The sequence below is a fragment of the Streptomyces sp. NPDC059398 genome (assembly GCF_042751845.1).
In the GTDB taxonomy this organism is placed as follows: Bacteria; Actinomycetota; Actinomycetes; order Streptomycetales; family Streptomycetaceae; genus Streptomyces.
On record NZ_JBHYWP010000011.1, the window covers coordinates 1 to 24,060 of the forward strand.

26 protein-coding genes are annotated in these 24,060 nt (G+C 70.4%); 15 read left to right on the forward strand and 11 right to left on the reverse strand.

The window, feature by feature from the left end:
• Positions 1 to 319: 319 nt before the first annotated feature.
• Positions 320 to 3,514 carry a sacsin N-terminal ATP-binding-like domain-containing protein gene (locus ACFXBC_RS06275; protein ID WP_385019272.1) on the reverse strand — a complete coding sequence of 1,065 codons (3,195 nt, stop codon included), beginning with the start codon at positions 3,512 to 3,514 and terminating at the stop codon, positions 320 to 322.
• Positions 3,515 to 3,806: 292 nt separating this feature from the next.
• Here ACFXBC_RS06275 and ACFXBC_RS06280 point away from each other — a divergent pair, with 292 nt between their 5' ends.
• Positions 3,807 to 4,217, forward strand: a complete 411-nt coding sequence (locus tag ACFXBC_RS06280) for a hypothetical protein (protein ID WP_385019274.1) — start codon at positions 3,807 to 3,809, stop codon at positions 4,215 to 4,217.
• Positions 4,218 to 4,576: 359 nt separating this feature from the next.
• Here ACFXBC_RS06280 and ACFXBC_RS06285 read toward each other — a convergent pair whose 3' ends face one another.
• Together ACFXBC_RS06285 and ACFXBC_RS06290 are read right to left on the reverse strand one after the other, a co-directional pair.
• Positions 4,577 to 7,633 carry a BTAD domain-containing putative transcriptional regulator gene (locus ACFXBC_RS06285; protein WP_385019276.1) on the reverse strand — a complete coding sequence of 1,019 codons (3,057 nt, stop codon included), beginning with the start codon at positions 7,631 to 7,633 and terminating at the stop codon, positions 4,577 to 4,579.
• Positions 7,634 to 7,746: 113 nt separating this feature from the next.
• Positions 7,747 to 8,697 carry an aldo/keto reductase gene (locus ACFXBC_RS06290; protein WP_385019278.1) on the reverse strand — a complete coding sequence of 317 codons (951 nt, stop codon included), beginning with the start codon at positions 8,695 to 8,697 and terminating at the stop codon, positions 7,747 to 7,749.
• Between the two features lie 54 nt (positions 8,698 to 8,751).
• On the opposite strand from ACFXBC_RS06290, the gene ACFXBC_RS06295 reads away from it, so the two are divergent.
• Positions 8,752 to 10,932, forward strand: coding sequence for a hypothetical protein (locus ACFXBC_RS06295; RefSeq protein ID WP_385019280.1), 2,181 nt, complete (start codon positions 8,752 to 8,754; stop codon positions 10,930 to 10,932).
• A 185-nt stretch (positions 10,933 to 11,117) separates the two neighbouring features.
• Positions 11,118 to 11,681, forward strand: a complete 564-nt coding sequence (locus ACFXBC_RS06300) for a GNAT family N-acetyltransferase (RefSeq protein WP_385019282.1) — start codon at positions 11,118 to 11,120, stop codon at positions 11,679 to 11,681.
• 84 nt (positions 11,682 to 11,765) lie between these two features.
• Here the strand turns inward: ACFXBC_RS06300 and ACFXBC_RS06305 are convergent, their stop codons facing one another.
• On the reverse strand, positions 11,766 to 12,683 hold the full coding sequence (locus ACFXBC_RS06305; protein ID WP_385019284.1) for an NmrA family NAD(P)-binding protein: 918 nt from the start codon (positions 12,681 to 12,683) through the stop codon (positions 11,766 to 11,768).
• Positions 12,684 to 12,777: 94 nt separating this feature from the next.
• On the opposite strand from ACFXBC_RS06305, the gene ACFXBC_RS06310 reads away from it, so the two are divergent.
• Positions 12,778 to 13,353 carry a TetR/AcrR family transcriptional regulator gene (locus ACFXBC_RS06310; RefSeq protein ID WP_385019286.1) on the forward strand — a complete coding sequence of 192 codons (576 nt, stop codon included), beginning with the start codon at positions 12,778 to 12,780 and terminating at the stop codon, positions 13,351 to 13,353.
• A 78-nt stretch (positions 13,354 to 13,431) separates the two neighbouring features.
• Here ACFXBC_RS06310 and ACFXBC_RS06315 read toward each other — a convergent pair whose 3' ends face one another.
• Positions 13,432 to 14,067: an FMN-dependent NADH-azoreductase gene (locus ACFXBC_RS06315; RefSeq protein WP_385019288.1), complete on the reverse strand. Its 636-nt coding sequence runs from the start codon at positions 14,065 to 14,067 to the stop codon at positions 13,432 to 13,434.
• 222 nt (positions 14,068 to 14,289) lie between these two features.
• On the opposite strand from ACFXBC_RS06315, the gene ACFXBC_RS06320 reads away from it, so the two are divergent.
• Positions 14,290 to 14,712, forward strand: coding sequence for a winged helix-turn-helix transcriptional regulator (locus ACFXBC_RS06320; protein WP_385019290.1), 423 nt, complete (start codon positions 14,290 to 14,292; stop codon positions 14,710 to 14,712).
• 214 nt (positions 14,713 to 14,926) lie between these two features.
• On the opposite strand, the gene ACFXBC_RS06325 is transcribed toward ACFXBC_RS06320, so the two are convergent.
• From ACFXBC_RS06325 to ACFXBC_RS06350, 6 genes are all read right to left on the reverse strand, one after another.
• On the reverse strand, positions 14,927 to 15,559 hold the full coding sequence (locus ACFXBC_RS06325; RefSeq protein WP_385019292.1) for a hypothetical protein: 633 nt from the start codon (positions 15,557 to 15,559) through the stop codon (positions 14,927 to 14,929).
• Positions 15,560 to 15,594: 35 nt separating this feature from the next.
• A complete protein-coding gene (locus tag ACFXBC_RS06330) occupies positions 15,595 to 16,293 on the reverse strand; it encodes a class I SAM-dependent methyltransferase (protein WP_385019294.1) in 699 nt (232 codons plus the stop codon).
• A 259-nt stretch (positions 16,294 to 16,552) separates the two neighbouring features.
• On the reverse strand, positions 16,553 to 16,762 hold the full coding sequence (locus ACFXBC_RS06335) for a DUF397 domain-containing protein (RefSeq protein WP_385019296.1): 210 nt from the start codon (positions 16,760 to 16,762) through the stop codon (positions 16,553 to 16,555).
• 113 nt (positions 16,763 to 16,875) lie between these two features.
• Entirely contained in the window at positions 16,876 to 17,082 is a 207-nt protein-coding gene (locus ACFXBC_RS06340) for a DUF397 domain-containing protein (protein WP_385019298.1), read from the reverse strand.
• A 116-nt stretch (positions 17,083 to 17,198) separates the two neighbouring features.
• Complete coding sequence (locus tag ACFXBC_RS06345; protein ID WP_385019300.1) at positions 17,199 to 17,408, reverse strand: DUF397 domain-containing protein; 210 nt, start codon at positions 17,406 to 17,408, stop codon at positions 17,199 to 17,201.
• Positions 17,405 to 18,244 (reverse strand): Scr1 family TA system antitoxin-like transcriptional regulator, encoded by an 840-nt coding sequence (locus ACFXBC_RS06350; protein WP_385019302.1) that lies wholly within the window; start codon positions 18,242 to 18,244, stop codon positions 17,405 to 17,407. The genes ACFXBC_RS06345 and ACFXBC_RS06350 overlap by 4 nt, the downstream gene beginning before the upstream one ends.
• A gap of 168 nt (positions 18,245 to 18,412) precedes the next feature.
• Here ACFXBC_RS06350 and ACFXBC_RS06355 point away from each other — a divergent pair, with 168 nt between their 5' ends.
• The 10 genes from ACFXBC_RS06355 to ACFXBC_RS06400 all read left to right on the forward strand — a co-directional run bounded on the left by ACFXBC_RS06355 (position 18,413) and on the right by ACFXBC_RS06400 (position 23,888).
• A complete protein-coding gene (locus ACFXBC_RS06355; protein ID WP_385019453.1) occupies positions 18,413 to 18,613 on the forward strand; it encodes a hypothetical protein in 201 nt (66 codons plus the stop codon).
• Entirely contained in the window at positions 18,607 to 18,810 is a 204-nt protein-coding gene (locus ACFXBC_RS06360) for a hypothetical protein (protein WP_385019304.1), read from the forward strand. Before ACFXBC_RS06355 ends, ACFXBC_RS06360 begins: the two co-directional genes overlap by 7 nt.
• The gene (locus ACFXBC_RS06365; protein ID WP_385019306.1) at positions 18,807 to 19,214 is read left to right on the forward strand and encodes a hypothetical protein; all 408 of its coding nucleotides are present in this window, start codon (positions 18,807 to 18,809) and stop codon (positions 19,212 to 19,214) included. Before ACFXBC_RS06360 ends, ACFXBC_RS06365 begins: the two co-directional genes overlap by 4 nt.
• Complete coding sequence (locus ACFXBC_RS06370; protein ID WP_385019308.1) at positions 19,211 to 19,735, forward strand: GNAT family N-acetyltransferase; 525 nt, start codon at positions 19,211 to 19,213, stop codon at positions 19,733 to 19,735. Before ACFXBC_RS06365 ends, ACFXBC_RS06370 begins: the two co-directional genes overlap by 4 nt.
• A 257-nt stretch (positions 19,736 to 19,992) precedes the next feature.
• Positions 19,993 to 20,214 carry a hypothetical protein gene (locus ACFXBC_RS06375; RefSeq protein ID WP_385019310.1) on the forward strand — a complete coding sequence of 74 codons (222 nt, stop codon included), beginning with the start codon at positions 19,993 to 19,995 and terminating at the stop codon, positions 20,212 to 20,214.
• Positions 20,198 to 20,710 (forward strand): DUF6879 family protein, encoded by a 513-nt coding sequence (locus tag ACFXBC_RS06380; protein ID WP_385019312.1) that lies wholly within the window; start codon positions 20,198 to 20,200, stop codon positions 20,708 to 20,710. Before ACFXBC_RS06375 ends, ACFXBC_RS06380 begins: the two co-directional genes overlap by 17 nt.
• A complete protein-coding gene (locus tag ACFXBC_RS06385) occupies positions 20,707 to 21,540 on the forward strand; it encodes a helix-turn-helix domain-containing protein (protein WP_385019315.1) in 834 nt (277 codons plus the stop codon). The genes ACFXBC_RS06380 and ACFXBC_RS06385 overlap by 4 nt, the downstream gene beginning before the upstream one ends.
• Before the next feature lie 106 nt (positions 21,541 to 21,646).
• Positions 21,647 to 21,784 (forward strand): hypothetical protein, encoded by a 138-nt coding sequence (locus ACFXBC_RS06390; protein ID WP_385019317.1) that lies wholly within the window; start codon positions 21,647 to 21,649, stop codon positions 21,782 to 21,784.
• Positions 21,785 to 21,798: 14 nt separating this feature from the next.
• Complete coding sequence (locus tag ACFXBC_RS06395) at positions 21,799 to 22,986, forward strand: cupin domain-containing protein (protein WP_385019455.1); 1,188 nt, start codon at positions 21,799 to 21,801, stop codon at positions 22,984 to 22,986.
• Entirely contained in the window at positions 22,983 to 23,888 is a 906-nt protein-coding gene (locus ACFXBC_RS06400) for an aldo/keto reductase (protein WP_385019319.1), read from the forward strand. The genes ACFXBC_RS06395 and ACFXBC_RS06400 overlap by 4 nt, the downstream gene beginning before the upstream one ends.
• Positions 23,889 to 24,060 lie beyond the last annotated feature (172 nt).

Sequence of the window (24,060 nt, forward strand, 5' to 3'; positions counted from 1 at the left end):
CGGCGGCCACCGTGGCCGTTATACGATTTTTTGGTCCCCATGTGGAGACGGGGACGGGGGTTGGTTTCGACAATCCGGGTGGCCCATGTGGTCTGTGTCGTCTGGTGACTTCACAGACCAGACAAGCGACGTGGGTGAAAGGTTGTGCCCGATGTGAAGATTTCGAAACCGTGCGGAAACCGAAGGGTGACGGCGCCCCTTCGGGACCGGCCCCGCCGAACCACCCGCCCCCGCCGGACCAGCAGCCTCAGGCGGATCAGCAGCCTCAACCGAACCAGCAATCCCAGCCGAACCAGCAGCCCCCGCCGGCCCACCCGCCTCAGTCGAACCAGCGGTCCCGCTCCAGCTCCTCCGTCCGGGACGGGTCCTCGATCAGTGCCGCCACCTCGAACCGGCGCGGCCACTGCCCCGCCGCCCAGGCGAGCCCCGCCGCCACCCCCTCAAGCGTGGCCGCGTGCACCACACCGTCGCGCGTCCGGTGCCAGTCCAGTTCGACGCCGTTCGCCAGCAGTTCGCCGTGCTCGACGTACGTACGCGGTGTGCCGGCCCCGAGCAGCGCCCGTACCGCGTCCGGGACCTGGTGCTCCTCCCCCGCCGTGGTCACCTCGGCCTCCACGCTCTCGCTCAGCCTGGCGACCTGGAGCAGCTCGGCCAGCTCGGCGGCCCGGTCCGGGGCCACCGGGAGCAGCGCGGCGCCCGAGGTCAGCGGGAGCAGGTCGGGGGCGTCCGCGACCAGGGCGTCGGCGGCGTCCACCACCCGCACCTCGCCGTCCACCACGGCCCGCAACTCGTCCGGCAGCGTGACCTGTTCCGGGTCGAGCAGCGCCAACCGGCCGTACAGCGCGTGCAGCTGACGGGCCGACACCGTACGGTCCGGATCGGCGAGCCGGGTCAGCAGCTCGGCCGCGCCGCCGGGCTCGTCGAGGAGGGCGGCCACGGAGGTCCGTACCCCCAGGGCGCGCAGCACCTGCTCGTCGTCGAAGCCGGTGGCGTCCGCCTCGTCGTAGAGACCGGCCAGCAGCGGATCACCGCCCGCAGCCCGCAGCCCGGCCGGGCGGCGGCCGTCGAGCACCGGGTGACCCCGCAGCCACCAGGCGGTGTACGGGCGTACGGACTCGGTCGTACCGTCCGGGAGCAGCACCCGGACCGGCTGGGTCAGGGCGTCCCGCAGCGGCGGCCGGGAGAGCAGGGCGAGCGCCTGCGGCCAGCGGTCGTCGTCGACCAGCTCCAGGTCCCGTACGGCGACGATCTCCGTGGCCACCGGCGGCAACGGGGTCTGCGCCAGCTGGTCGAGCACGTCCTCGCACCAGACGTCCACCGCGTCGAGCAGCCCGGCGTCGTCCGGCTCGGCGAAGTCGCCCTCGCGCGGTTCGAGTTCATCGGGGTCCAGGACCACATCGGTGGTGCGGACCAGGGCGAAGGTGGCGAGCACCCCGCAGGCGGTCAGCGGCTGCTCGCCCCAGCGCTCGGCCAGCTCGGCGTCGCACAGGGCGAGTTCGCCCTCGCGCATGACCGAGGCGAACGGGGATCCTGGCAGCACCAGTTCACCGGCCGGCACGGTCTCGCCGTCCTCGTCGGGGAGCGCGAGCGCCCCGAGCCAGGGCTCGTCGCCGGGCTCCAGCTCCGCCTCACGGACGAGCCCGAGCACCACATCGGCGAGTTCATCGGCGTCCAGGGCGCCTTCGTCGTCCTCGTCGTACCAGCTCTCCCCGGCCTCCATGGAGGCGGCGACGGCGGCCCGCACCTGCGGGGTCGTCAGGACGGTGCGCGGGGTGGCGGGCAGCGCGCCCAGCTTCTCCAGGAGCGGATGCGCGGCCTCCGGGTGGGCGACCTTCAGACCGAGGCGGGCCAGGTCGGCGGGGGTGTCGGCCAGCGGCAGCAGCACCTGCCGGGGCCCGACGGCGGTACGGCCTGAGGCGAGCGGCACCGGCAGCCCGGAGAGCCGGTCCGGGTCGACGCCGGCCAGGGTCTCGTACAGCCGCCGCCACCAGGACGGCGGGCGTTCGGCGCCGCCGATCCGGTCGATGGCGTCACCGAGCGGCAGCCGGCCGACGCTCAGTGTGCGCAGCTCGGTACGGCGTTCGAGCCCGGCGGGCAGCAGCGTCGGCAGCACTTCGGCCAGCACGCGTACGGTGTCCTCGCCCGCGCCCTCGACGACCTCGGCCTCGAAGGGGCGCAGGGCCCGGCGGCGCGCGCCGCCCGCCTCGTCGTCCGCGCCTTCCGTGTCCTCCGGTGCCACGTCCTCCAGCGGCGCGGCGGGGGCGAGGAACGCCACCCGGTTCAGCCGCTCCAGGATCGCGGCCCGCAGCGCGCCGTCCAGCTCGCCCTTGCCGAGCGGGCCCGGCACCAGGTCGAGGGTGGCGACCGACACCGGCTCCCAGCCGCCGAGCAGCTCCGCGTAGCCGTCGGCGGCCCGCTGCACCAGGAAGTCCGTGAGCGGCCCGGGGGCGGGGTGACGGCGGGTGGTGTCCAGCGGCAGCGAGGCGATGAGCAGCGCGGGCACACCGAGCGGTTCGTCGGTCGGGGTCGGCGCGTGGACGACGGGGGCGGTGCCGGGGCGTACGGGGGCGCCCTCGCCGTCCACCGGGACGGCCCAGGTGACCGACCAGTGCGGGCGCAGCCGTTCCTCGACGGGCCGGTCCGCGAGCAGCGCGCGCTCCAGCGGCCCGTGGTGGGCGACGGTGCGCCAGCGGTGGATCCCGCCGCCCGCCGCGCTGTCGTCGATGTGGACGTACGCCCCGTGCTCCGAGCGGGCCAGGGTGCGGATACCGTCCGGGGTCTCGACCACGATCTCGGCGAGGCCGGGCAGGGTCAGCAGCAGCGCGTCGTCGATCGCGGCGACCAGGCGCCGGGCCAGGTCCTCCGCGCCGGCGTCGCGCAGCGGCAGGATGACGACGGTGTCGTACCCGTCGGGCGCGGTGCCCTCGGCGGGCAGCGGGAGCCGCAGCAGCGGTACGTGCCCCTCGCGCCGCCGCAGTTCGTCGGCGAGGCCGCCGTCCGATGTCTGCTCCGCCGCGGTACGGGCCGCTTCGGCCGCCAGTGCGCGGGCCTCGGCGAGGGACCACCGGACGCCGCCGTGCCGGCCGACGACCGCGGGCTCGTCGCTGACCGCGAGGACGGCGGCGAACCCGACACCGAAACGGCCGACCGCGGCGTGGGTGTCGGCTGTTCCTGAGCCGGGCCGCTTGGCCGAGGCACGGAGCGTACTCAGCGACTCGACGCCGGCGGCGTCCAGCGGCGCCCCGGTGTTGGCGGCGACGAGTACGGCCGGCCCTCCGCCATCGCCCGGCCGCAGGGTGAGCCGGAACCGGCCCGGCACCCCCGCACGGGCCGCCGCGTCGGCGGCGTTCTGGGCCAGCTCGACGACGAGGCGGTCCCGGTAGCCGCCCAGCGCGAGGTCCTCCTCGGCGTTGGCGTCCTCGCGGAAACGGGCGGGGGCGGCGGCCCAGGCATCGAGCACGCCACGCCTCAGGCGGGCCGTCCCGAAGGGGTCGGCTGCGTCTGTCGCTTCCACGGTCACGGCTTGTGCTCCTCTGTGGGGCGGGGGTACGGATCTGCGGGGCGGGGGTACGGAGGACCGTCCCGGTCCCGGGTGAAGGTATCGCGTACCAGGGTGCGGGGAGGGGCGCGGGTGGCGCGCCCGGGGTGGGCTTGGCTTGATCCTCTCCCCGCGGCTCCCCCGACTTGTTGGCGCTCTGTTGGCGGAGGCCGGGACGCTTCTCCACGTGGCCCACTGACGGGCCGCGCGCCCCGTGTCGGGTGTTCCGGCCACCCGTGCGGGGGCGCTGATCAGCAAAGGAACAGGTATGAAGCGTACGTTGCGCACCTCTGCGGTCTCCCTGCTGGGAGCCGCCGTAGCGGTCATCGGTATGGCCACCGCCGCATTGCCGGCGCAAGCAGCCACCGCCAAGTCATCGGACTGCACGGGGGGATACCTGGCCCGTGGGAACGGTGAACAGGACCTGGTCGGTCACCTGGGCTTCTGCCCGTACGGCGACATCGTCATGGTGATGGACATCACGGCTGACGGCTACAGCGTGGGCGCTCGGGTCGACGACGGGAGCGGAAAGTACCGTTACTGCAAGGCCAGCGGCCTCGGCAAGAAGAAGACCTGCAACTTCGACCTCCGTGAGAACAGGACCATAAAGATCCACGGGTACCTGTCGAAGAAGGGGCACAAAACCATCTGGCTCCAGAACTACACCTTCGACAACTGAGCCTGCCGCCCGCGCGGAAGGGCTGAACTTCCTCCGCCCCTCATCACAGGGGAGTGAGGGGACCGCACCGGCGGCAGCTGTGCAGGTGCCGGGCGTCGGAAGTTTCCCGGGCGTCCAGGATGGCGCAGGCGTCAAGGGTTACGTGAACGGGGACGGGCCCCCCCCCGCGGGGGCCGGGGGGCCCCGGGGGGGGGCGCGCGTGCGGGGCTGGGGGGGTGACGGGGGGGGGCGAGCCCGGGGGGGTGTGGGTGTGGGCGGCGTGGGCGCGGGCCGCCGGGGGCGCGCTGTGCTGTGTGTGGGGGGGGGGGGGGGCGCGCCCCCCCCCCCCCCCCCCCCCCCCGTCTCTCTCCGTGCTCCGCTCAGCCGGCCTGCTCCGGCACCTCGGGCAGCCCCAGCAGCTTCCGCAGCCCGGGCAGTTCGGAGCTGTCGGTGCCGGCCAGATCGTCGAGCGCGGCCCGCCACTGGGCCCGCGCCTCGTCCCCGCGCCCTGCCGCCGCGAGCACCCGGCCGTACTCGTGCCGTGCCAGGCCACTCGCGTGGTGGTCGCGCCGCTCCACGGCCCGGTCGACAAGTGCCGCCGATTCCGCCACCGCCCCCTCCGTACGCCTGAGTTCGCGCAGCGTCCGGATCAGACCGAGGCGGGTGTGGGTCTCGGCGTGCCAGTCGGAGAATTCCCGCAGGCCGGTCAATCCGCGCTCGAAATGACGCCGGGCCGCGGCGGGGTTCCCGGCGCGCAGCAGGGCGTAACCGATGTTGCAGTACGCCGTGTTCCTGATCCTCGGATCATCGGTACGCTCCGCGAGGGCGAGGCTGCGCTCATGGCAGTGGACGGCCTCGGCCGGGTCGCGTTGTTCGACCAGGTTGCCCAGATTGCCGAGTACGACCGACTCCCCCACCGGGTCGTCCAGTTGACGGGCCAGCCGCAGTGCCTCCCGCAGGGCCTCCTCCGCCTCCTGGGGCCGGCCGAGCAGGTTGAGGAGTGTGCCCCGGTGGCTGAGTGACCGCCGCACCCCGACCAGGTCGCCCGACGCCCGGAGCATGCCGAGGCCGCGGTCGATCAGCGAGAGCGCCTGCTGGAGGCGGCCGGAGAGGAAGTGGAATCCCGCGAGGTCGCTGAGGGCGAGCGCCTCCGCGCGGACGTCCCCGCTCGCGCCGGCGGCGAGCACCGCATGGGTGGCGAGCACTTCCATCTCGCCGAGCCTGCCCTGCCGTTGCAGGAAGGGGAAGAGCTGCCTGACCACACCGGCCGACGCGGCGCGGTGGTCGGTCGGCGGGTCATCGGCCGCGACGGTCTGCCCCACCAGCGCGACGATATTGGCCACCTCCGCCTCGGCCCAGGCGGTGATGTCGGCGGGGAAGGCGTCGTCCTCGCCCTCGTCGGTGCGCCCCTCCGGCGGGGCGTACATCCGGTCCTCCCGGTCCTGGCTGGGCGGCAGGACCGCGCAGAGCAGGCGCCGGGTGCCCGCCGCGTACCATCGCAGGGCCGTACCCCGCAGAACGGCGGGCGAGGGCGTCCGCGTGGCCGCTTCCTCGCGGGCGAACTCCCGCACCAGGTCGTGCGGGAGGAACCGCTCCGGTACGGGCTCCTCCAGGAGGGCCGTCTGTACGAGCCGGTCGAGCGCGTCCGCCGCTCGCGTGGGGGAGAGCCCGCTGAGCCGGGCCAGCAGCGGCGAGGTGTAGTCCGGCAGGTTCACCGCGCCGATGCGGCACAGGGCGCGTGCCGCGTCCCGGTCGGCGGACCGGTCGGATGCGCGCAGGGCCTGGACGGCGACCGTCAGCGGGCGCCGCACGCTCAGGTCGTCGTACTCCAGGTGCTCCAGCAGACCGTCCCCGGCCAGCCGGTCCGCCAGCCGGTCGGGGGCCAGCGTGCCGCGCGCCGCGAGCCGGGCGGCGACCACCCGGAGCGCCAGCGGCAGCCCGCCGGTGAGGCGGACGAGCTGGTGGTCGGGGCCCACGCACTCGCGGCGGCCGGACGCGGCCCGCAACAGCGCGGCGCTCTCCGGCGGTGTCATCGGCCGCAGGGTCATATGCCGTGCGCCGTCCAGCGCGGTCAGCGGATATCTGCTGGTGACCAGCACCCCGCATCCGGCGCCCGCGGGCAGCAGCGGCCGGACCTGGGCGGCGCCCGCCGCGTCGTCCAGCACCATCAGGGTGCGCGTGGGCGCCAGGAGGGAGCGCAGGAGCGCGGTGCCCGCGTCCGGGTCCTCCGGGATGGACTGCGGCGCCCGCCCCAGGGCCCGCAGCAGCGCGGCGAGTGCGCCGCGTGGCGAGAGCCGGGAGCCGTCGGGCGCCGCCCCGTGCAGATGGACGTAGAGCTGCCCGTCCGGGTAGGTGTCGCGCAGGTCGTGCGCGACCTGCGCGACGAGCGCGCTCTTGCCGACGCCGGGCATACCGCTGACGACCGCGAGGCGCGGCCCGTCACCCGCCGATCCGTCGCCGACCGGCCCCTCACCCACCGGGCCCTCACCCACCGGCCCGTCACCCACCGGCCCATCACCCACCGGTCCGTCGCCCGCCGATCCGCCCAACGCCGCACGGAGCGCGGCCCGTTCGGTGTGCCGCCCGGTGAAACAGCCCGGCGCCGGCGGGACCTGCGCGGGGACGACCCGGGCGGCTCGCGGATCGCCGGCGTGGGGCGCGGGGGCGGCCGTGCGGGCGGGCCCGAGTACCTCCCGGTGCGCGGCGGCCACCGCGGCTCCCGGCTCGGTGCCGAGTTGTTCCGCGAGGGTGCGGCGCAGCACCCGGTGCACCTCCAGCGCCTCCGCCTGGCGGTCCGACCGGTGCAGGGCGAGCATCAGCTGCCGGTGGAACGCCTCGCGCAGCGGGTACTGATCGGCCAGCTCCGTCAGTCCGGGAACCAGCCCGGCGGCGGAGTGGCCGAGCGCGAGCCGGGCCTCGGCCCGCCACTCCAGCAGCGACAGCCGCTCCTCCTCCAGCCGCCGCACATACGAGTCGTCGGCCAGTGGCGCCCGTACGCCGTCCAGCGGGGCGCCGCGCCACAGCGCCAGCGCCGCCCGGGACTCATGGAGCACCTCGGGCCACCGCCGTGCGGAGCCCGCCGTCCTGGCCGCGACGACGTGCCGCTGGAAGACCCGTACGTCCAGCTCGTCCTCGCTCACCGAGAGCCGGTATCCGGTGTCGAGCGCCCGCAGCCGGTGCGGGTCGTCCAGCATCCGGCGCAGCCGGGCGGCGAAGTTCTGCAACGAAGCTCGGGCGGTGGGCGGCGGGCTGTCGCCCCACAGCATCTCCCGCAACGCCCCGGTGGACACGGCCCGGCCGGGCTCCCGCAGAAGAGCGGCGAGCAGTACGCGGATCTTGGTACCGCCCACCCGGTGGGGCTCCCCGCTGGCGGGATCGAACAGGCAGACCTGCCCCAGCAGCCCGAACCGCAGTGCGGTGCCGCTTCCCTCCAGCATCGTTCCTCCCGCGCCCACGGATCTGCGCTGTGGCCGAATCGTAGCTCCGGTGCCCGTGCCGGGCCCGAGGCCGCCCCCATGATGGTGGCAACCTGGGCCGAGCACGGTTGCCGTCAGGCGGACGCGGCGTCCAGCGACCGCAGTTCGTCCTCGGAGAGGTGCAGGTCCGCCAGGGCGACGAGGGCCGGCACCTGGTCCACCACCCGGGCGGAGGCGATCGGTGCGACCACGGTCGGCTGCTGGGCCACCCAGGCGATGGCGACGGTGGCCAGCTGTACGCCGTGTGCCGACGCGATCTCCTCCATGGCGGCGAGAACCCTGGTGCCGCGCTCACTGTCCGCGTAACCACCGGCCAGGCCGGGCATGTCGCGCACGTTGTCCAGCGGGCGGCCCGGCCGGTACTTGCCGGTCAGGAACCCGGAGGCGAGGGCGAAGTAGGGGACGCAGGCCAGTCCCTCCCGCTGGACGATGTCCCGGCGTTCGCCCTCGTAGGTGTCACGGGAGACGAGGTTGTACTGGGGCTGGAGCACCTGAAAGCCCGTCAGGCCCTCCTGGCGGGCGAACCGCAGCATGGCGTCCAGGCGTTCCGGGCCGATGTTGGACGCCCCGAGGGCCCGCACCTTACCGGCGCGCACCAGGCCGTCGAACGTCGTGACGACGTCCTCGACCGACACGGACTCGTCGTCGAAGTGGGCGTAGTACAGGTCGATGCGGTCGGTTCCCAGACGCCGGAGCGAATCGTCCACGGCCGACTCGACATTGGCGGGCGCGAGCCCCTTGCGCTCCGGGTGGTCACCGACCTTCGAGGCGATGACGATGTCGTCCCGGTTGCCGCGCGCGGAGAGCCAGTTGGCGATGATGGTCTCCGACTGCCCGGGCTGGTTACCGGGGAACTGGTAGATGTACGAGTCCGCGGTATCGATGAAATTCCCGCCTGCGGCGGCGTAGGCATCGAGCACGGCAAATGATTGCTCCTGGTCGGCCGTCCAGCCGAACACGTTGCCGCCCAAGCACAACGGGGCGACGGAAATACCGGACCGGCCGAGGTTCTTGTGATCAAACATGACCTCATTAGACACCTGGCGCGACAACGGCAGACGGCGGCAGTGGGGGGATACGTGACGGAGAACAGTGCGCGGGAGAACGAGGGGAAAGGAAAAAAAGAGGACAGGGAGAAGGAGAACGACGGGGCGCGGCTGTCGTCGACGGTCGGCACCCTGGGCGCTTGTACGGCGGCGATGGCGCTTGCTCTCAGTCTGGCGGCGACCACGGAGGCCGTGACCGGGGATTCGGTCGTCTGGTGGCAGCTCGCCCTGGTTCCGTTCGTGTTCTTCATAGCGGTCAGAGCGGAGACAGTCTCCCGGCGGGCGCTCCAGCACAACAGGCGCGTCCTGGCCTCACGCCCCCTGAAGGGCGCGGCGCTGCACGAGCACCTTGAGGACCACACCTACGTGCTGTATCTGCGGGCCTTCGGCCGCGACCGGGAACTGGCCACCACCCAGCCGGTGCGTGGCATGTGGGCCTGGGCGCTGGCGCTGACCGGCCTGTCGTCGGTGGACTCCCGGCGTACGTGGGAGGAGCGCATCGTCCTGCCCTTCCTGCGCCTGGGCCGCGTGATCAGCGTCGGCGAGCCCGGCGAGGCCCTGCCTCCGCTCGGCGCTGCCCGCTTCTATCTCCCGCAGGACAACTGGCGGGCCGCTGTCTCCGAAGCGATCCGCCGGTCCCGGCTCGTCGTCATGGTGGCGTCGGTCAGCCCGGACGAGTCGGCCGATGGCACCCTCTGGGAGTACACGGAGGCGGCACGTCTGCTGCCGGCCGAACAGATCGTGCTCATCGTCCTCGACGACCCCGACGGCTATGACCGCTTCCGGGGACTCACGGCAGCGTACGCGGACCGGCGGTCCCGCGAACCCGGCCCGCCAGGAGCCCAGTCGGGGCGGGCCCTGGTTCCACTGCCGACGCTTCCCGACCACGGCGGGATGGTCCGGGTCGCCCGGCGCTCCCGGCGTTCGCGTTCTCCGCTCCTCGGGGCGATCGTGTTCGGTTCCGGCCGCGAGCCCGAGTTCGTCCCGCTGACCGGGGCCGCGCGGCCGGTGGCCCGGCTCTCCCGGCAACTGGCCGTGCGAAGAGTGGTCCGCGACTTCGTGGCCCGGCTCGAACTGCGGCTCCCGGGGCGGGCGGTCGTGCCCTGGGGCGTCCCCCGGGAGCTGCGCTGGATGCTCCTGGCCCTCCCGCTCTGGCTCCCCTACGCGAACTTCGTGGGCAAGAGCCATCGCGAGGGCCCCGGTGTCAAGGCCGTCTTCATCGTCCTGCCTCTGCTGTTCGTCTACGGATACTTCAGAACACGTATCGAAACCGGTGCACAGGAACTCGACCGGGGGGTGCGGATCCTGCCCCCGGAGGTCGCCACAGCCGCGCCCCCGGAGACGCGGGGCGGGCGGACCGTGCCACGGATCGAGCCGACACGGTCCTTCGTGCAGCGGCAGTGGACCACCTGGTTCTACGGAACGACGGGTCTGGCGGCCCTCATCCCCCTGGGCGCGGCACGGTACGGCAGCGACGTGTGGCTGTGGGGCTGCCCCGTGCTCGTGGGCGTGAGTGTGTACGGGTTCCGCGTGGCCCGGCGCCGCGCCACCGCCTACCGGCGCCGCCTGCGTACCCCCGAGGACATCCACGCCGAGGAGAGCGTGCTGCTGCTCCATCCGGAGACCGGCCTCCCCGGCTGGGACGAGCGGGCGTGGCGGGCTGTCGAGCAGTGGTTCCCGCGGTGCGGGGAATTCGTCGCCGTGGGCCCGGCGGACGACCCCCCGCCAGGCAGCGGGTGGGCGCGCCTGGACCTGCCCGCGGACGACGTCCGCCCCGTCCTGTCCGCCGCCCTGGTGCACGCCTGGCTGGTGGTCGCGGTGGCTGTGCCGGACGCAGAGAACATATGGCGGTTCTGCGAAGCCGTACGCCTACGGAACCCGCCGCACGTGGTGCTCCTCGTGACCGGTGGTGGCGAGCAGTACCGGCGGTTCGCGGCCGGTGCCGCAGCCGAGTTCCGGCGCGGGGCCGGGCGCTTCCCGCCACGCGGGCCCGGCGCCCGCAGGTTTCCCCGGCTGCCGGACCTCCCGCCTCTCGCGCCGGAGGCCGACGGAGCCCAGCTGACCGCCGTGATCCGCTTCACCCAGGGCTGGGATACCCACCCGCACACCTTCGAACCGCCGCTCCCGTTCACCGATGCGCGGTCCGTTCCGTCACGTCTGCGCTTCCGGGACGAACTCGGCCCGCATCTGGCCCCGTTGCGCGTGCGGACGTGACGAGACGGTCGCCGCTCCCGACCCGCCGTGCGAATCAGGCCGCCCGGCGGGCCGTTCCGTACCGTACGGAAGCGGCGACCTGCTACTGCCTCCCCCTCAAGTCGCAGCAGTATCAAGGGATTCCTGTCGGCACCGCCCGAATAAATCCGTTGAACCGCCCGGCCCGCCCGGGCAGGATCCGCTCCGTGGACACCTATCTGGAGACCGACCGCCTGGCCCTGCGCCGCTTCACAGCCGACGACGCGGACCTGCTGATCGAGCTGGACAGCGACCCGGCGGTGATGCGCTACCTGAGCGGGGGCGAGCCGACCGCCCCGGAGACCGTCCGCGAGCGCCAACTGCCAAGCGTTATCGCCGGATACGAGAAATGGCACGGCGATCTCGGACTGTTCGCCGCGCACGAGAAGGACGGCGGCGCGTTCATCGGCTGGTTCTGCCTGCGCCCCGAACCGCAGGGCCCGCTGGACGAGGCCGAACTCGGCTACCGGCTGCGGCAGGCGGCCTGGGGCAAGGGGTATGCGACCGAAGTATCACGAGGTCTGCTGGAGAAGGCCTTCACGGGACTCGGCGTACGCATGGTGTGGGCCGAGACGATGACCGTGAACCAGGGCTCACGCAACATCATGGAGAAGCTCGCCATGACGCTCGTCGAGACCACCCCCACTCCCCCCGACATGGCGATGGTCGAGGGCGCCGAGCACGGGGGCGTGCGGTACGAGATCACCAGGGAGCAGTGGCAGCGGCAGTAGCCGCACCGCACGCCGACGCGCCCCCTGCTCCGTACCGGCGCGAACCGTGTGCCACGCCCCGCTGTCGGGAACCGGGCGGTCCCGTCAGGCCGTCAGATGCTCGCGCGCCCAAGTGGCGAACGTGGTCAGGGGGATCCCCAGCCGCCGGGCGAATTCGGGTCGCGCCGGATGGCCGAAGGCGTTGGTCCACTCATGTCCGGCGCCCCAGCTGGGCATGCCCGCCGCGAGTGCTTCCTCCAGGCTCATCGACGGCGCGACGACGGGCACGCCCCACACCGCGGACAGGGTCTCCGCGATCTGCCTCATCGTGAGCCGGTCACCGGCCAGCTCCAGCTCCACCTGGTGAAAACGGTCGGGGTCGCCCAGTGCGCGAGCGGCTGCCGCGCCGATGTCCTCATTCGACACCACCGCCACTTCCGTGTCCGGCTTCAGCACCGTGGCAAGGCCCCCGCTGGGCCCGTGGGGCACGAGCGCGGGGAAGTTGTCCATGAAGAACGCGGGCTTGATCACGGTCCAGCGCTCGAAGCCCGCGCCGCGCACCGCCTCCAGGATCGCCTGCTTGGTGTCGAAGTACTCCTCGACCGCCGCCCAGCGGCCTTCGGCCCAGCCGGGTGCCCGGGTGTGCTCACCGACCCCGCTGGTCGAGGACTGCACGAACTGCCGTACCCCCGCCGCTTTCGCCGCGTGGATCAGGTTCGTAGCCTGCGCCAGCTCTCCCGCGAAGTCGACACTCGTCTCGGTCATGGGCGGCATCTGCACCGAGAACACCGCGCGGGTCCCTTCGAGCGCGGGGCCCAGGGAGGCCCGGTCGGAGAGATCCGCCTGCACCAGTTCGGCGCCCAGCGCCTCGATGGCCAGGGCGGGCTCCGTACGCGGGTTGCGTACGAGCGCACGTACCGGCGTTCCGGCGGCCAGGAGAGCGCGGGCGGTGGCCCCGCCCTGACGACCGGTGGCTCCGGTGACGAGGACGGGTGCGGATGCGAGTGCGGCGTCGGTGGTCATGGTTTCTCTCCCCACGGAAGAAGAAACGGCGGGGCCCGCCGTTTAGACTCGCCTAAGATATGGCGGGCCCCACCGTTTAGCAAATGAGGAGACCATGACCGGCCAGCGAGCGGACGCCCGCCGTAACTACCAGCGCATCCTCGCCGTCGCCGAGGCCGAGGTCGCCGCGCACGGCGCCGACGCCTCGCTCGAACAGATCGCCCGCACCGCCGGCGTCGGATCAGCCACCGTGCGCCGCCACTTCCCCACCCGCCGGGCCCTCCTCGACGCCGTCTTCCAGGAGCGCATCGAGAAACTCTGCGCGCACGCCCGCCAGTTGATCGGATCCGACGACAGCCGCGCCGCCCTCCTGGACTGGCTGCAGGGCCTCGTCGCGTACGCCGTCTCCGCCCGCGGACTCGCCGACACCCTCACCTACGAGCCCCCTACGGACGAACCCGCCACGCACTCCTGCGGCAACGCACTCGAAGAAGCCGGCACGCCTCTGCTCCAGCACGCCATCCGCGACGGAGCGGTCGAGCCCGGCGTCACCTTCCACGACCTGCTCACCCTGAGCGTCGGCATCGCCCTGGCCACCGAACACCACAGCAGACCCGCGGCACAGGCGGACCGTCTCTTCCGCCTCGCCGTCGAAGGCGTCAGCCCTGCGCGGAGGACCCCCACGTCCTGAAGGCGGAAGCCGGCTCTTGTCACGACGGGAGGGCTGCCCGGCGGCGTCGCGGGCAGTGGTCCGTGACCGTGGGGAATGTCAGGCGGCGTTCGCGGTGGCGACCGCCGCGGCGATCTCACGGACACGGTCGTGTGCGTCGGCCATGGAAGCCTCGTACATCGGGAGGAACTGTGCCAGGGACGGTGCGTGGGGGGCCATGGTCATCTCGGGCGCCACAGTGGTGACATCGAGCCCCAGTTGCCCCTCGTGTCCGAGCACCGCCTCAGTGGTGGGCACGACGTAGTCCAGGCCGTGATTGGGCGCGCCAGGACCGTAGCTGCCACCTCGGGCGGAGATCAGCACCGCGGGACGGCCGGCAGCCGGGGACGGCCTGAAGGTGCGGCCGTAGACCATGATGTGGTCGAGCCAGGCCTTGAACACCGACGGCATCGAAAGGTTGTACATCGGCACCGTGAACAGGTAGGCGCTGGCGCCGAGGAACTCCTCGATGAGCTCGTCCTGCAGTGCGGCCGCGGCAGCCTCCTCGTCGGTGTGATGGGCGGGATCGGTGACGCGGGCGGTGATGCCGGCGGCACTGAGATGGGGCACGGGGGCCGCGGCGAGGTCGCGGTGGACAACGTTGCCGCCCCAGCCTTCGAGGAAGGACCGGGCGACCTGACGCGAGACCGAGCCCTCGCCGAGTGCCGAGGAGTCAATGTGAAGCAGGTACGACATGGAGGGGGTTCCCTTTCGGTAGCGCCGTGTTCAGTAGTGGCGCGTTCAGTAGTGGCGGAGTGCTCAGAAGTGGCGTGCTCAGTAGCGGCGCGAGAGCGCGCTCCAGTGACCGACCGGAGCGAGTCGTCACCGTGAAGTGGTACGCCGTGAAGTGGTACGGGGTCGCCGACCGGGTGTTACATACTGGTCGTGCGGTTGCACACCAGATGAGAGGCGAGTGGGATGGCGTCAGCGCGACAGGTCAGTGGCCCGTGCCAGACATGGCCGGAGAACAGCGCGTTCATCCGTGAGGTGCTCGATCGCATCGGCGACAAGTGGACCGTGCTGGTCGTCAGTACCCTGAGCGCCGGCCCGCTGCGCTACTCCGACTTGCAGGCGAGCGTCCCGGGTATCTCCCAGCGGATGCTGACCCAGACCCTCAAGCACCTTGAGCGGGACGGACTGATCACGCGGACCGCGTACGCCGAGGTCCCGCCGCGAGTGGAGTACGAGCTGACGGATCTGGGGTGGTCCCTGCTGGAAGCGGTGACGGCGCTGGCCGGCTGGGCGGCCGCCCACCACAACGAGATCGCCGGCAACCGGGCCGCCAGCGAACTGACCGGAGTCGGCCGAGGCAGGACAGCGGTCAGCGGATCGGCGGGCTGAGCCCTCGGCGGGGCTTCACGTTCTCCTCCGGCTCGTGGGCGGCGCACCCGGGTCCCACTCGAACGACCGTATGACGATCTGCGATCCCCCGGGCCGGGTTGGCTGCTCAACCATTCTGCTCACCTCACCATGAGTGCGTAACACCATCATGGGTGAGTAAGAGAGACCTTACAAAAGGCACGTTGAAGTACGTCAGCATCGCCTGTCCGGCACCTCAGGCCGGGATCAGTTCGGTGCGAACGATGGTCCGCGCACGCTCGTTCAGCGCCTGCGCGTCGCGGTTCCTGAGGTGCGGGGCGATGAGGTTGAACATGTCGGCCATGCGCTTGTCGATGCGACCGGAGTTCACCTGCGGATAATCGTCCAGCGCAAGCTGCCACGAACTGCACGCCGCCTCAAGGTGGCCGATGGCCAGCTGCCGTTCCGCGAGAATCGCACGCTCCTTGACACGGGTCCGGCGATAGACGCCGTACCGCAGCTTGTCCGATTCCTGCATGGCGGCTACCGCTCCAGTCAAATCCCCCATCTCGTAACGGACTTGGCTCGTGTGATAATGGAACGAAGCGGGATCGTACGAGCCGAGCGGCTTACCGCGCGACTCCGCGCGGTCCATGGCCAGTTCGGCCTCGGCCAGGCACTGACGTGCTGAGCGGTGCTCCCCGATCTGTGCGGCAGCATGGGCTTGTTCCGTCATCGCGGCGACCGTGGCCACATCGGACATCCCTATACGAGTCCTGGCTCCCCGCTGAGCGCTTCCCATGCGCCCCACCACGTCGGGCCAGTCCGGCACGGCAAGGGCGAGCGAAAAGAGAGCAGCATTGAGGACAGTCCGGCGGGAAGGGTCCATGTCTGTCCCTCCTAGATCAATAATCGCGCAGCGACTCACTTGCGGGATGCCGTCACGAGCAGTGTCTCGGCGGTGCGCTGCTCAGTGCCGGGTGCGGGCAGCATGTCGACGGTGACATCGGTCAGCCCGGCCGCGACGAGCAGCGTCGTCCACAGGTGTTCCCGGAGTACCCAGCGACGCATCGTGGTCGGGGTTCCGTCCGGTGTCCTCGCCGGAATGTCGGCGTGCACGACAGCTGTCTCAGCGGGTTCGCCGTTCGTGTAGTGGGCAAGAGTCGAGAAGACCAGCCGCCCGCCCGGCCGCAGCGCGGCGCACGCCGCCGGCAACAGATCGCGCGGGTCGGTGAAGTCGACGGCCCCGAAGACGCTGTACAGCACGTCGTAGGAACCGTGCATGGTGCGCAGGTGCTCCACCGCCTCGGCGTGCACCAGGTGCAGACGCGGGGCGAGGCCCGAGTAGAGGCTGGTGGCCATGGCGTGCTGGGCGGCGGAGGCGTCGACCGCGATAACCCGTACGGGCTGGTGACGTGCCACCAGGTACGAGGCTTGTCGGGCGGATCCGGCGCCGAGGTCACCGACGCGCAGGCCGGTCAGGTCACCGAGGACCTCCGCGCCGGGCCCGCCGTCCTGGCTCCAGGCCCAGGAGAAGGTATCGGGGACGGAACGATCGGTGGCGGCACGGTTGCGGCCGTAGTGGTGCCAGAGGTCAGCGGCGGTCGTCGTCACCCGCCTCATCCTGGCCGGTGCACGCCTGGGGCGGGGCGGTTCGGCAGAACCTCACCCCTACAGGGCTCGGGGGGGGGGGGGGGCGGGGTCGGGGACTCCCACCCGCGGTGTTGGGGGGGGGGGTGTTGTGTGGGGAGAGCAGCCAACACCCCCACCCACCGGGCCCGGGGCCAGGAGCGCCGAGGAGACGTGGGGGCGGTGCAGTGTGAGTTGCTGCGGCACACCGAGGACGGGCGGCCCTGCACCCGTATGTCTCAGCCCAGAGTGGTCAGGCGTCGCCGAACTCTCCATCCCTGACGCCTGCCACGAAGGAGGCGAACGCGCTGGCGGGAATGGACAGGACCAGGCCGCCCGGGTTCTTGGAGTCGCGGACGGGGACGATGCCGTGTGGGGCGATGAGGTTGGCGGCCACCTCGATGCACTGACCGCCGTTCTCACTGTACGAGGACTTGAACCAGCGGGGGGTTTCAGTCGTCATGGGCGCCCTTTCGTAACTGGTCGATCATGGCCACGGATGCCGCTTGGGAGGCAGCTTCGGCCTGTATCGGCACCGGGATCAGCGCTGAACTGGTACGCCCCGGACCAGAAGGGTCAGACGCCGAACTCTCCACCCTTGACACCTGCCACGAAGGAGGCGAACGCACGGGCCGGGACGGACAGGACCGGGCCGCCCGGGTTCTTGGAGTCGCGGACGGGGACGACGCCGTGCGAGGCGATGAGGTTGGCGGCGACCTCGACGCAGGCGCCGCCGTTGTTGCTGTACGAGGACTTGAACCAGCGAGGGGATGAGGTCGTCACGGAGTGCCCTTTCGTAACTGGTCGATCATGTCCACGGATGCCGCTTGGGAGGCAGCTTCGGCCTACATCGGCAACCGGGGCCAACCCTGAACCCGTACGCCCCGGAGCCGGACCTGTCAGACGCCGCCGAACTCTCCACCCCTGACGCCCGCCACGAACGAGGCGAACGCGCTGGCGGGAATATCCAGGACCGGGCCGCCCGGGTTCTTGGAGTCGCGGACGGGGACGACGCCGTGCGAGGCGGCGAGGTTGGCGGCGACCTCGACGCAGTTGCCGCCGTTGTTGCTGTACGAGGACTTGAACCAGCGAGGGGATGGGGTCGTCACGGAGTGCCCTTTCGTAGCTGGCTGATCATGGCGACGGTCGCCGCCTGCGACAGCGCTTCGGCCTGCAATTGATGGTAGGCCGTCAGCATGGGCATCACGGAGGTGGCCTCGCGGTCCACGTGCCCCTGCGCTTGAGACTCGGCGTAGCAGAGCACGGACCGATCAGGCAGGGTCAGAAGATTCACGGGCAGGTCGAAGGTACGACGTTCGCCTATCTCGAACGGCGCCAACTGAAGCACTGTGTTGGGTAGCTCGGCGTATTCGACGAGCCGCGCCAACTGAGCATTCATGACGGACGCCCCGCCAACTGGCCGGCGGATGCAGCTTTCATCCATGGTCACGAACACCATGGGCGGGCGGTTCCGTACGAGTGCCGCCTGCCGCTCCGCCAGGAACGACACCCGCTCGGCTGCCTGCTTGGCCGTGATCGCCCCCCGCCGCACCGCGCTGTCAGCCAACACCTGTGCGTATTCCGGCGTTTGCAGCAGACCGGGAATGATGCCGATTTCGTATAGCCGGATCTCGGTCGCCCGGCCCTCATGCCCCACGTACTCCCGGAACCCCTCCAGCAGGGAGCCCCGTCGCATTTCGTGCCACTCGCGCTCGAACGAGTCGGCCGATCCGGTGAGACCGAGCGCAAGGTCGACCTTGCGCGAGAAAGGAAGGGTCGGCGGCTTACGACAAGTTTCCACAGCCGAAACATGCTGGCTCGAACACCCCAGGCTTCTGGCCAGGTCTTCCTGGCTCCAGCCACGCTCCTCCCGCAACCTGCGCATACGGGCACCGTAGGCCGCAGCAGGGCTGCTCTCGGGGTTCAACTCCTTGCGATTGACCATCCGGTCACCCCAACTCATCCTTCGTTACTGATTACTTGAAGGGATCCCGACTCTAGGCCACGCTGAGCCGCCCTGGTAGTGGAATGACTACAGAGAGGAGCGGTGGTGTCCGCACATAACACCCCGAATGAGCAGGAACCTTCGTACGTACCGGATCTCGGCACGCTCATGGTGGACACGGGGCACGGAAATCGGACCGGGGAGTTCCGGGGGCTTGCCGGTCCGTACTGGTCGCTGCGGCCTGTCAGCGGTGGGCCGGAGTGGGAGGCGGCCCCCGAGGACGTACGGCCGCCGACCAGGGCGGAGCTGCTGACCGCCGAGAACGCCCGGATCAACGCCCGCAGCCGCCGCAGGGGGCTCGCATGGTGACCCCGGCAGAGGAAGAACCGTGCCGCACGTGCGAGGAGTTCGACCTCGCCGAAGCGGTCGCCAGGGCCGAGCACGACCCGAGCAGGGAGACCGACTGCCGGGTCCTGCGCAGGCGCCACCAGCAGGCCGACCACGGAGGGCAGGAGCACGGAGGACCGCAGTACGAGGCGCAGGAGTACGGCGGGCGGCAGTCGTGACGTACTCACTGGTCCGGCTGGCTCTCGTCGCGGGGGCGCTCCAGGTCCTCCTGCGACGGCGCCTCCCCCGCATCCTGCTCGTACTCACCCGTCAACGCCCCGAGCGGCCCGCCCTGTTCGCGGAACTTCAGCGCATTGAGACGGACCTCGCGTACCGCGCACGGTTCTTCGCAGGGCTGAACGCAGCACTCGCCGAGCGGAACGCGGAACGCATCGCTGAGCTGGAAGCGCTCCGGACCGCGCTCGATCAGCTCCGTATCCCGGTCTCCCCGACAACGGCGGGCAAGGGGACGTTCGGATGCTTCACCAGCGCTTCGGGTGGTTCACCAGCGCCGTCAGCCCCCTCCTCCCCCAGGCTGGAACGATGGGCTGAACACGCGCACGAAGGGGCCGGCATTCCATGAAGGACACGCCAGAGGGCGGCATCGCGGGCGAGGCGACCTTGCTCGTTCCCGCCACGGATGAGCATCTGTCGCTGCTCGCCCAGTGGTTCGCCGACCCCGAGTTCGTCCGCGACTGGGGCGGGCGGCCTCTCGCCCGCGAGGAAGTGGCCGCCAAGTACACCGGGAGGCGGCATCCCGCAGTGGTCTCGTTGCTGGTCCTCAGGGGCGTCGACGCCGTGGGGTACGCCCAGTACGTCCCCGCCGGCCCTCACGAAGGCGGCATCGACATGGTGCTCGTGCCGCACGCACAGGGCCAGGGTTACGGCCCCGACGCCGCCCGCGCCCTCGTCCGGTACCTCCATACCGTCGTGGGATGGGACCGGGTAACCGTCGATCCCGAAGCCTCCAACCACCGGGCTATCAGGGCATGGAGCAAGGCAGGCTTCCGCCCGGTCGGCCCACGGGGCAGCCAGCTGCTGATGGAGTGCAGGTCCGCACAGAACGGGCCGTCACGACCGGCCCCGGAAGATGCCTCCTGCTGAGGACGGGCCGAGCTCCTTTCCCATTGCCAACTGGATTTACTGGTTGTCCAGTTGGGCTGGTCAGACGCCGCCGCCACGCGGCAGTCCACCGGCTCAAGCGTCTACATCATTGCGTACCGGGGGCCCGGCCGAGGTGGCCGAGGACCTGTTTATGCAAGGACGCGCATAGTCGCACTCACACATGGACGCGCGGGGCCGCCCCCCTCTACTGTCGTTCGGCAGATGACCTGAACGGGTCCGGGGCGAGGGGGTTTGGCATGTCCGAACGTTCGGCACTCACACGGCTCACGGGTAATGGCAACGGCAATGGCAAGGGCGAATGCGGAGAGAAGGACTGTCCGAACGTGTACCGCACGGCGACGGGATCGTTCGTCGTCCAGGGTGACGTGTCCGACGCCTTCGCCCCGCCCACCGGGGAGGGGCTCGTGGAAATCCCGGAGGCGGTTCTCAGGGAGGCAATCCGTGTACTTGGATGGTGACGCGTGGAACGACTGCTTCGATTCCATGGAGCATGAAGCATGGCGGCTGGAGACGCTTTCCGCCTACACCATGCCCCAGGAAGCGGAGAAACTGAAGCGTTTCCTTGCCGGCGAGAAGTCTCCGGACGATTACACGTCCGACTGGATGGACGAAGTCCGACAGTGGACTTCGGAAGGCAAGAGCGTGGGCAGGGTGCACGTCGTCACTCGCCCGCTCTCGGACTACCTTCGGTTCGAGTTCGAGTACTACTACCGACATCACGTGAAGGCGGGCGAGGAAATCCGAATTCTCGACCTCACCGGCCGGGATAACCCAGGGCTGCCGGATCAGGATTTCTGGATGTTCGATCAGTCCAAGGTGGTTCTTATGAACTACCTGCCGGACGGAACCCAGATGAGCCGTGAACTGAACGAGGGTGATCCGGAACCGTATCGGCAGTGGAAAAGAATCGCTGTTGCCGAGTCCGTACCATTCCTGGAGTATGTGAGCGGGTGACGTTCGCCCCCGAGCAGCTGGGGCAGCCGAAGCACGAACTGGCGGCCCTGCTGAAAGAACTGCGCAAGCGAGCCGGTCTCACTGGGGACCGGCTCGCTCGGCGTTGCAACATGTCCCAATCGAAGATCAGTCGAATAGAAAACGGGAAAGCTCAACCGACCCTCCTTGACCTGGAGTGGATTCTCCGGGCCGTGGCGGCCTCTCCCGAGTTGGCCGATGAGGTTTTCTCCCTCGCAAGGCTGGCGAACACAGAGTGGCAAGACCTGCGTTCGCTTCGACGCAGAGGGCTGGAGAGGAAACAGACCGAACTTGCCGCCCTCGAATCAACGTCAACCGAGTTCAGGTACTTCCTTCTTTCGATGATCACAGGACTGCTGTCGACTCCGGAGTACATCCGCGCCAGCCTCGCCCATTCACCCGCCGATACCTCCAGGACAGTCACCCGGAAGCTGGAACGGCAAGAGATTCTGCATGACACGACGAAGCAGTTCACCTTCATTCTCACTGAACAGGCAGTGAGATGGCCTCTGTTACCCCCGACCGCCATGGCCATGCAGATCGACTGGCTGGCCTCCCTCAGCCGGCTCCCACATGTGAAGCTGGGAGTTATCCCGATCTCGGGGCACAAACCCATGGCACCGATGGACACCTTCACCGTCTATGACCATACTCTGGCCACCGTGGAGAACACGACCGGTGTCGTGGTTCTGAGAGATCCGCGGGATATCGCGATGCACTTGGACTTGTTCTCCACTCTGGAAGGGTATGCACTGTTCGATGACAAGGCGCGGGAATTATTGGCGAAGTGGTCCGACATCTGCCGCTCATGATCTTTAGTCCATAACAGGAAAGAATCACACAGGCACCCTCTTCCGGGTCAATGATTACCTTCCCGTTCGATCCCGGACTGGAGTTCCCGGAAGAGAGGTAGGTCTGATGATGGAGCACGAGACCACGGCGGCGGCCCCCGAAGGGGGTGGCCTGATCATCGCGAAGCGGAGAATCGCAGCCGCGCGCACGCGCGCCGAGCAGGAGTCGGACAACTCCAGCGGCCGTTCCGACGGCAACGACTGATGGGCGCGCCCACGTTGCTCGACTCAGCCTCGTGGGCGGAGCGTCTGGGCGGGGACACCTTCCTCGCCCAGACGTACCACCGCTCTTACGCACACATTCCCGGCGCCGCCGACGCAGCGGGGCTCCTCGCTTGGGACGACCTGAACCGGATCGTCGCCGCACACCGGCTGGAGCCACCCCGGCTCCGCCTGTCGGTTGACGGCGAAATGGTTCCGCTGCACCGCTACGCAACCCTGACGACGAACCGCCGTGGGGTCACCTGGTCTCGCATCCAGCCGTCCGAGTTCCATGCGCAGCTCAGAGAGGGGGCCTCCCTGGTGCTCGATGCTGTCGAGAAGATCCACCCTGCCGTGCGGGCGGCTGCCGAGGGGCTGGAGCGGTTTCTCGGGACCTCGGTGCAGGTCAACGCCTACGCTTCGTGGACCGAGCGGGAGGGCTTCGGCCGGCACTGGGACGATCATGATGTCGTTGTCGTGCAACTGCACGGCTCGAAGCGATGGCGCCTGTGGGGTACGACCCGTGAGGCGCCCGCCTTCCGGGACGTGGAATCGCCGGACGAACCGGAAGGCGGCCCGCTGGCAGACCTTGTCCTGTCGGCGGGGGACATGCTCTACCTGCCACGGGGCTGGTGGCACTCGGTCGCTGCCGACCAGGGGACGGAATCACTGCATCTGACCTTCGGTCTGGTACCGCACACAGGTGCGGATCTGATGCTCTGGATCGTCGACCAGCTCCGGGCATCCCTCGCACTGCGCCGAGACGTTCCCCGCTTCGGGGCCCCGGCGGAACAGTCGGACTTCATGGACGCCCTGCGTCGTGCGGTGACCGACACGATGGCGGACCCCCGACTTGTGGAGCGGTGGGCCGAGTCGATCGACACGACCGACCTGGGCCACGCCGTTCCCTCGCTGCCCTACATCGAAGGGCTCCCCGCGCGACGGGAGATCGCGGTCAGGCTCACCGCTCCGAGGGCACGCCTGACGCAGAACCTGGAACAGGGCACGGTTACCTTCGCGGCAGCCGGTACGGCATGGGACTTCGCGGAGGCCGTCGCTCCCGCGCTGGGCACGTTGCTGACCAACCAGCCGACCACACTGGGCGAGATGGCTGACTCCGCCGGGCTGAGAGTCAAGGACGTGGCCGAGATGGTCTCCGCCCTCATCGACGGCCACGCCGTCGCGGTCGTAGCGACAGCGCTGTGACCGCCGCACTCTCCCTGGGGACATACCGTGTGCGTGCCGTCGGCCAGGCGGCACGGATCGCCCTGGCTGCCGGTAGTCCGTGGCTGGATACGGCGCCCAACTACGGCAGGGGGACGGCACATGAGGAACTGCGCCCGGTTCTCGGGGAGTACCCGACCGTGCGGGTCGCCACGAAGACAGGTTTTCTTACGGCGGCACAGGCGCGCCGTGCTCTGGCCGCTGAGGTGTTCACTCGGGAGGAAGCGGACAGTGAGCACAGCCTTGAGCGGGGCTTTGTCCGTTGGCAGACGGAGCGTTCACTGGCCGCGCTCGGCCGCGTGGACCTGGTGTTCGTGCACAACCCGGAGCATCACGGACACGACCTTGACCGTGCCGCTCTGCACAGGCGCGTGCGGGAAGCCTTCACAGCGTTGGAGGAGTTCACCCAGGCGGGCAGGATCGGCGGGTACGGCGTCGCCACGTGGTCGGGCCTGACCTCGGGAGCGTTCAGCGTTCCCGAGTTGCTCGGGCTCGCCCGGCAGGCGGCTGGTTCCCCTGTGCATCACTTCGCGGGTTTGCAGTTGCCCGTCAGCCTGGTCATGGATGATCCGATCAAGCAGGCACTGAACGGTGGCGGACCGCTCACGCAGGCGAAGGACGCGGGGCTGATCACGTTCGGCTCCGCTCCCCTGCATGGCGGTGAACTCCTCGATGCCATGGCCCCCGAGCTGGTGAGTCTCATCCGTCCCGGCCTGTCGGCCGCAGCCGCAGCCCTGCTTGCCGCCGGCTCGTGCCCCGGCCTCGATATCGTCCTCACCTCCGCGAGCACGCGCGAGCACTGGGACGACGTGGCCAAGGCCCTGGCTGCTCCGCTGACGTCTCACGAACTCAGGAAGGTGATGGATGAACTCGCCTCTGCATGAAGAGGTGAGGGCTCTGATGGAGGCCGCTCACCACAGGGCGGCCGAGGCTCTGGGGCTCATCTGCACGGATCCGTCGGCGTGGGGGTTCCTCGGAGTCACCCTCGGGAGACGGGCGGGAGACAGGTGGCTGCGAGTCGGCCGGACGGCGCGGAGGAATGCGGGCAGAAAGGAG

What these genes read in the sequence shown, in the direction of transcription:
- ACFXBC_RS06355 (WP_385019453.1), top strand. Translation starts at nt 18,413, where the DNA reads ATGGTGGACACGGGGCACGGAAATCGGACCGGGGAGTTCCGGGGGCTT.
- ACFXBC_RS06370 (WP_385019308.1), top strand. Translation starts at nt 19,211, where the DNA reads ATGAAGGACACGCCAGAGGGCGGCATCGCGGGCGAGGCGACCTTGCTC.
- ACFXBC_RS06320 (WP_385019290.1), top strand. Translation starts at nt 14,290, where the DNA reads ATGGCGTCAGCGCGACAGGTCAGTGGCCCGTGCCAGACATGGCCGGAG.
- ACFXBC_RS06360 (WP_385019304.1), top strand. Translation starts at nt 18,607, where the DNA reads ATGGTGACCCCGGCAGAGGAAGAACCGTGCCGCACGTGCGAGGAGTTC.
- ACFXBC_RS06305 (WP_385019284.1), bottom strand. Translation starts at nt 12,683, where the DNA reads ATGACCACCGACGCCGCACTCGCATCCGCACCCGTCCTCGTCACCGGA.
- ACFXBC_RS06325 (WP_385019292.1), bottom strand. Translation starts at nt 15,559, where the DNA reads ATGGACCCTTCCCGCCGGACTGTCCTCAATGCTGCTCTCTTTTCGCTC.
- ACFXBC_RS06285 (WP_385019276.1), bottom strand. Translation starts at nt 7,633, where the DNA reads ATGCTGGAGGGAAGCGGCACCGCACTGCGGTTCGGGCTGCTGGGGCAG.
- ACFXBC_RS06315 (WP_385019288.1), bottom strand. Translation starts at nt 14,067, where the DNA reads ATGTCGTACCTGCTTCACATTGACTCCTCGGCACTCGGCGAGGGCTCG.
- ACFXBC_RS06350 (WP_385019302.1), bottom strand. Translation starts at nt 18,244, where the DNA reads ATGGTCAATCGCAAGGAGTTGAACCCCGAGAGCAGCCCTGCTGCGGCC.
- ACFXBC_RS06280 (WP_385019274.1), top strand. Translation starts at nt 3,807, where the DNA reads ATGAAGCGTACGTTGCGCACCTCTGCGGTCTCCCTGCTGGGAGCCGCC.
- ACFXBC_RS06375 (WP_385019310.1), top strand. Translation starts at nt 19,993, where the DNA reads ATGTCCGAACGTTCGGCACTCACACGGCTCACGGGTAATGGCAACGGC.
- ACFXBC_RS06310 (WP_385019286.1), top strand. Translation starts at nt 12,778, where the DNA reads ATGACCGGCCAGCGAGCGGACGCCCGCCGTAACTACCAGCGCATCCTC.
- ACFXBC_RS06335 (WP_385019296.1), bottom strand. Translation starts at nt 16,762, where the DNA reads ATGACGACTGAAACCCCCCGCTGGTTCAAGTCCTCGTACAGTGAGAAC.
- ACFXBC_RS06330 (WP_385019294.1), bottom strand. Translation starts at nt 16,293, where the DNA reads ATGAGGCGGGTGACGACGACCGCCGCTGACCTCTGGCACCACTACGGC.
- ACFXBC_RS06290 (WP_385019278.1), bottom strand. Translation starts at nt 8,697, where the DNA reads ATGTTTGATCACAAGAACCTCGGCCGGTCCGGTATTTCCGTCGCCCCG.
- ACFXBC_RS06390 (WP_385019317.1), top strand. Translation starts at nt 21,647, where the DNA reads ATGATGGAGCACGAGACCACGGCGGCGGCCCCCGAAGGGGGTGGCCTG.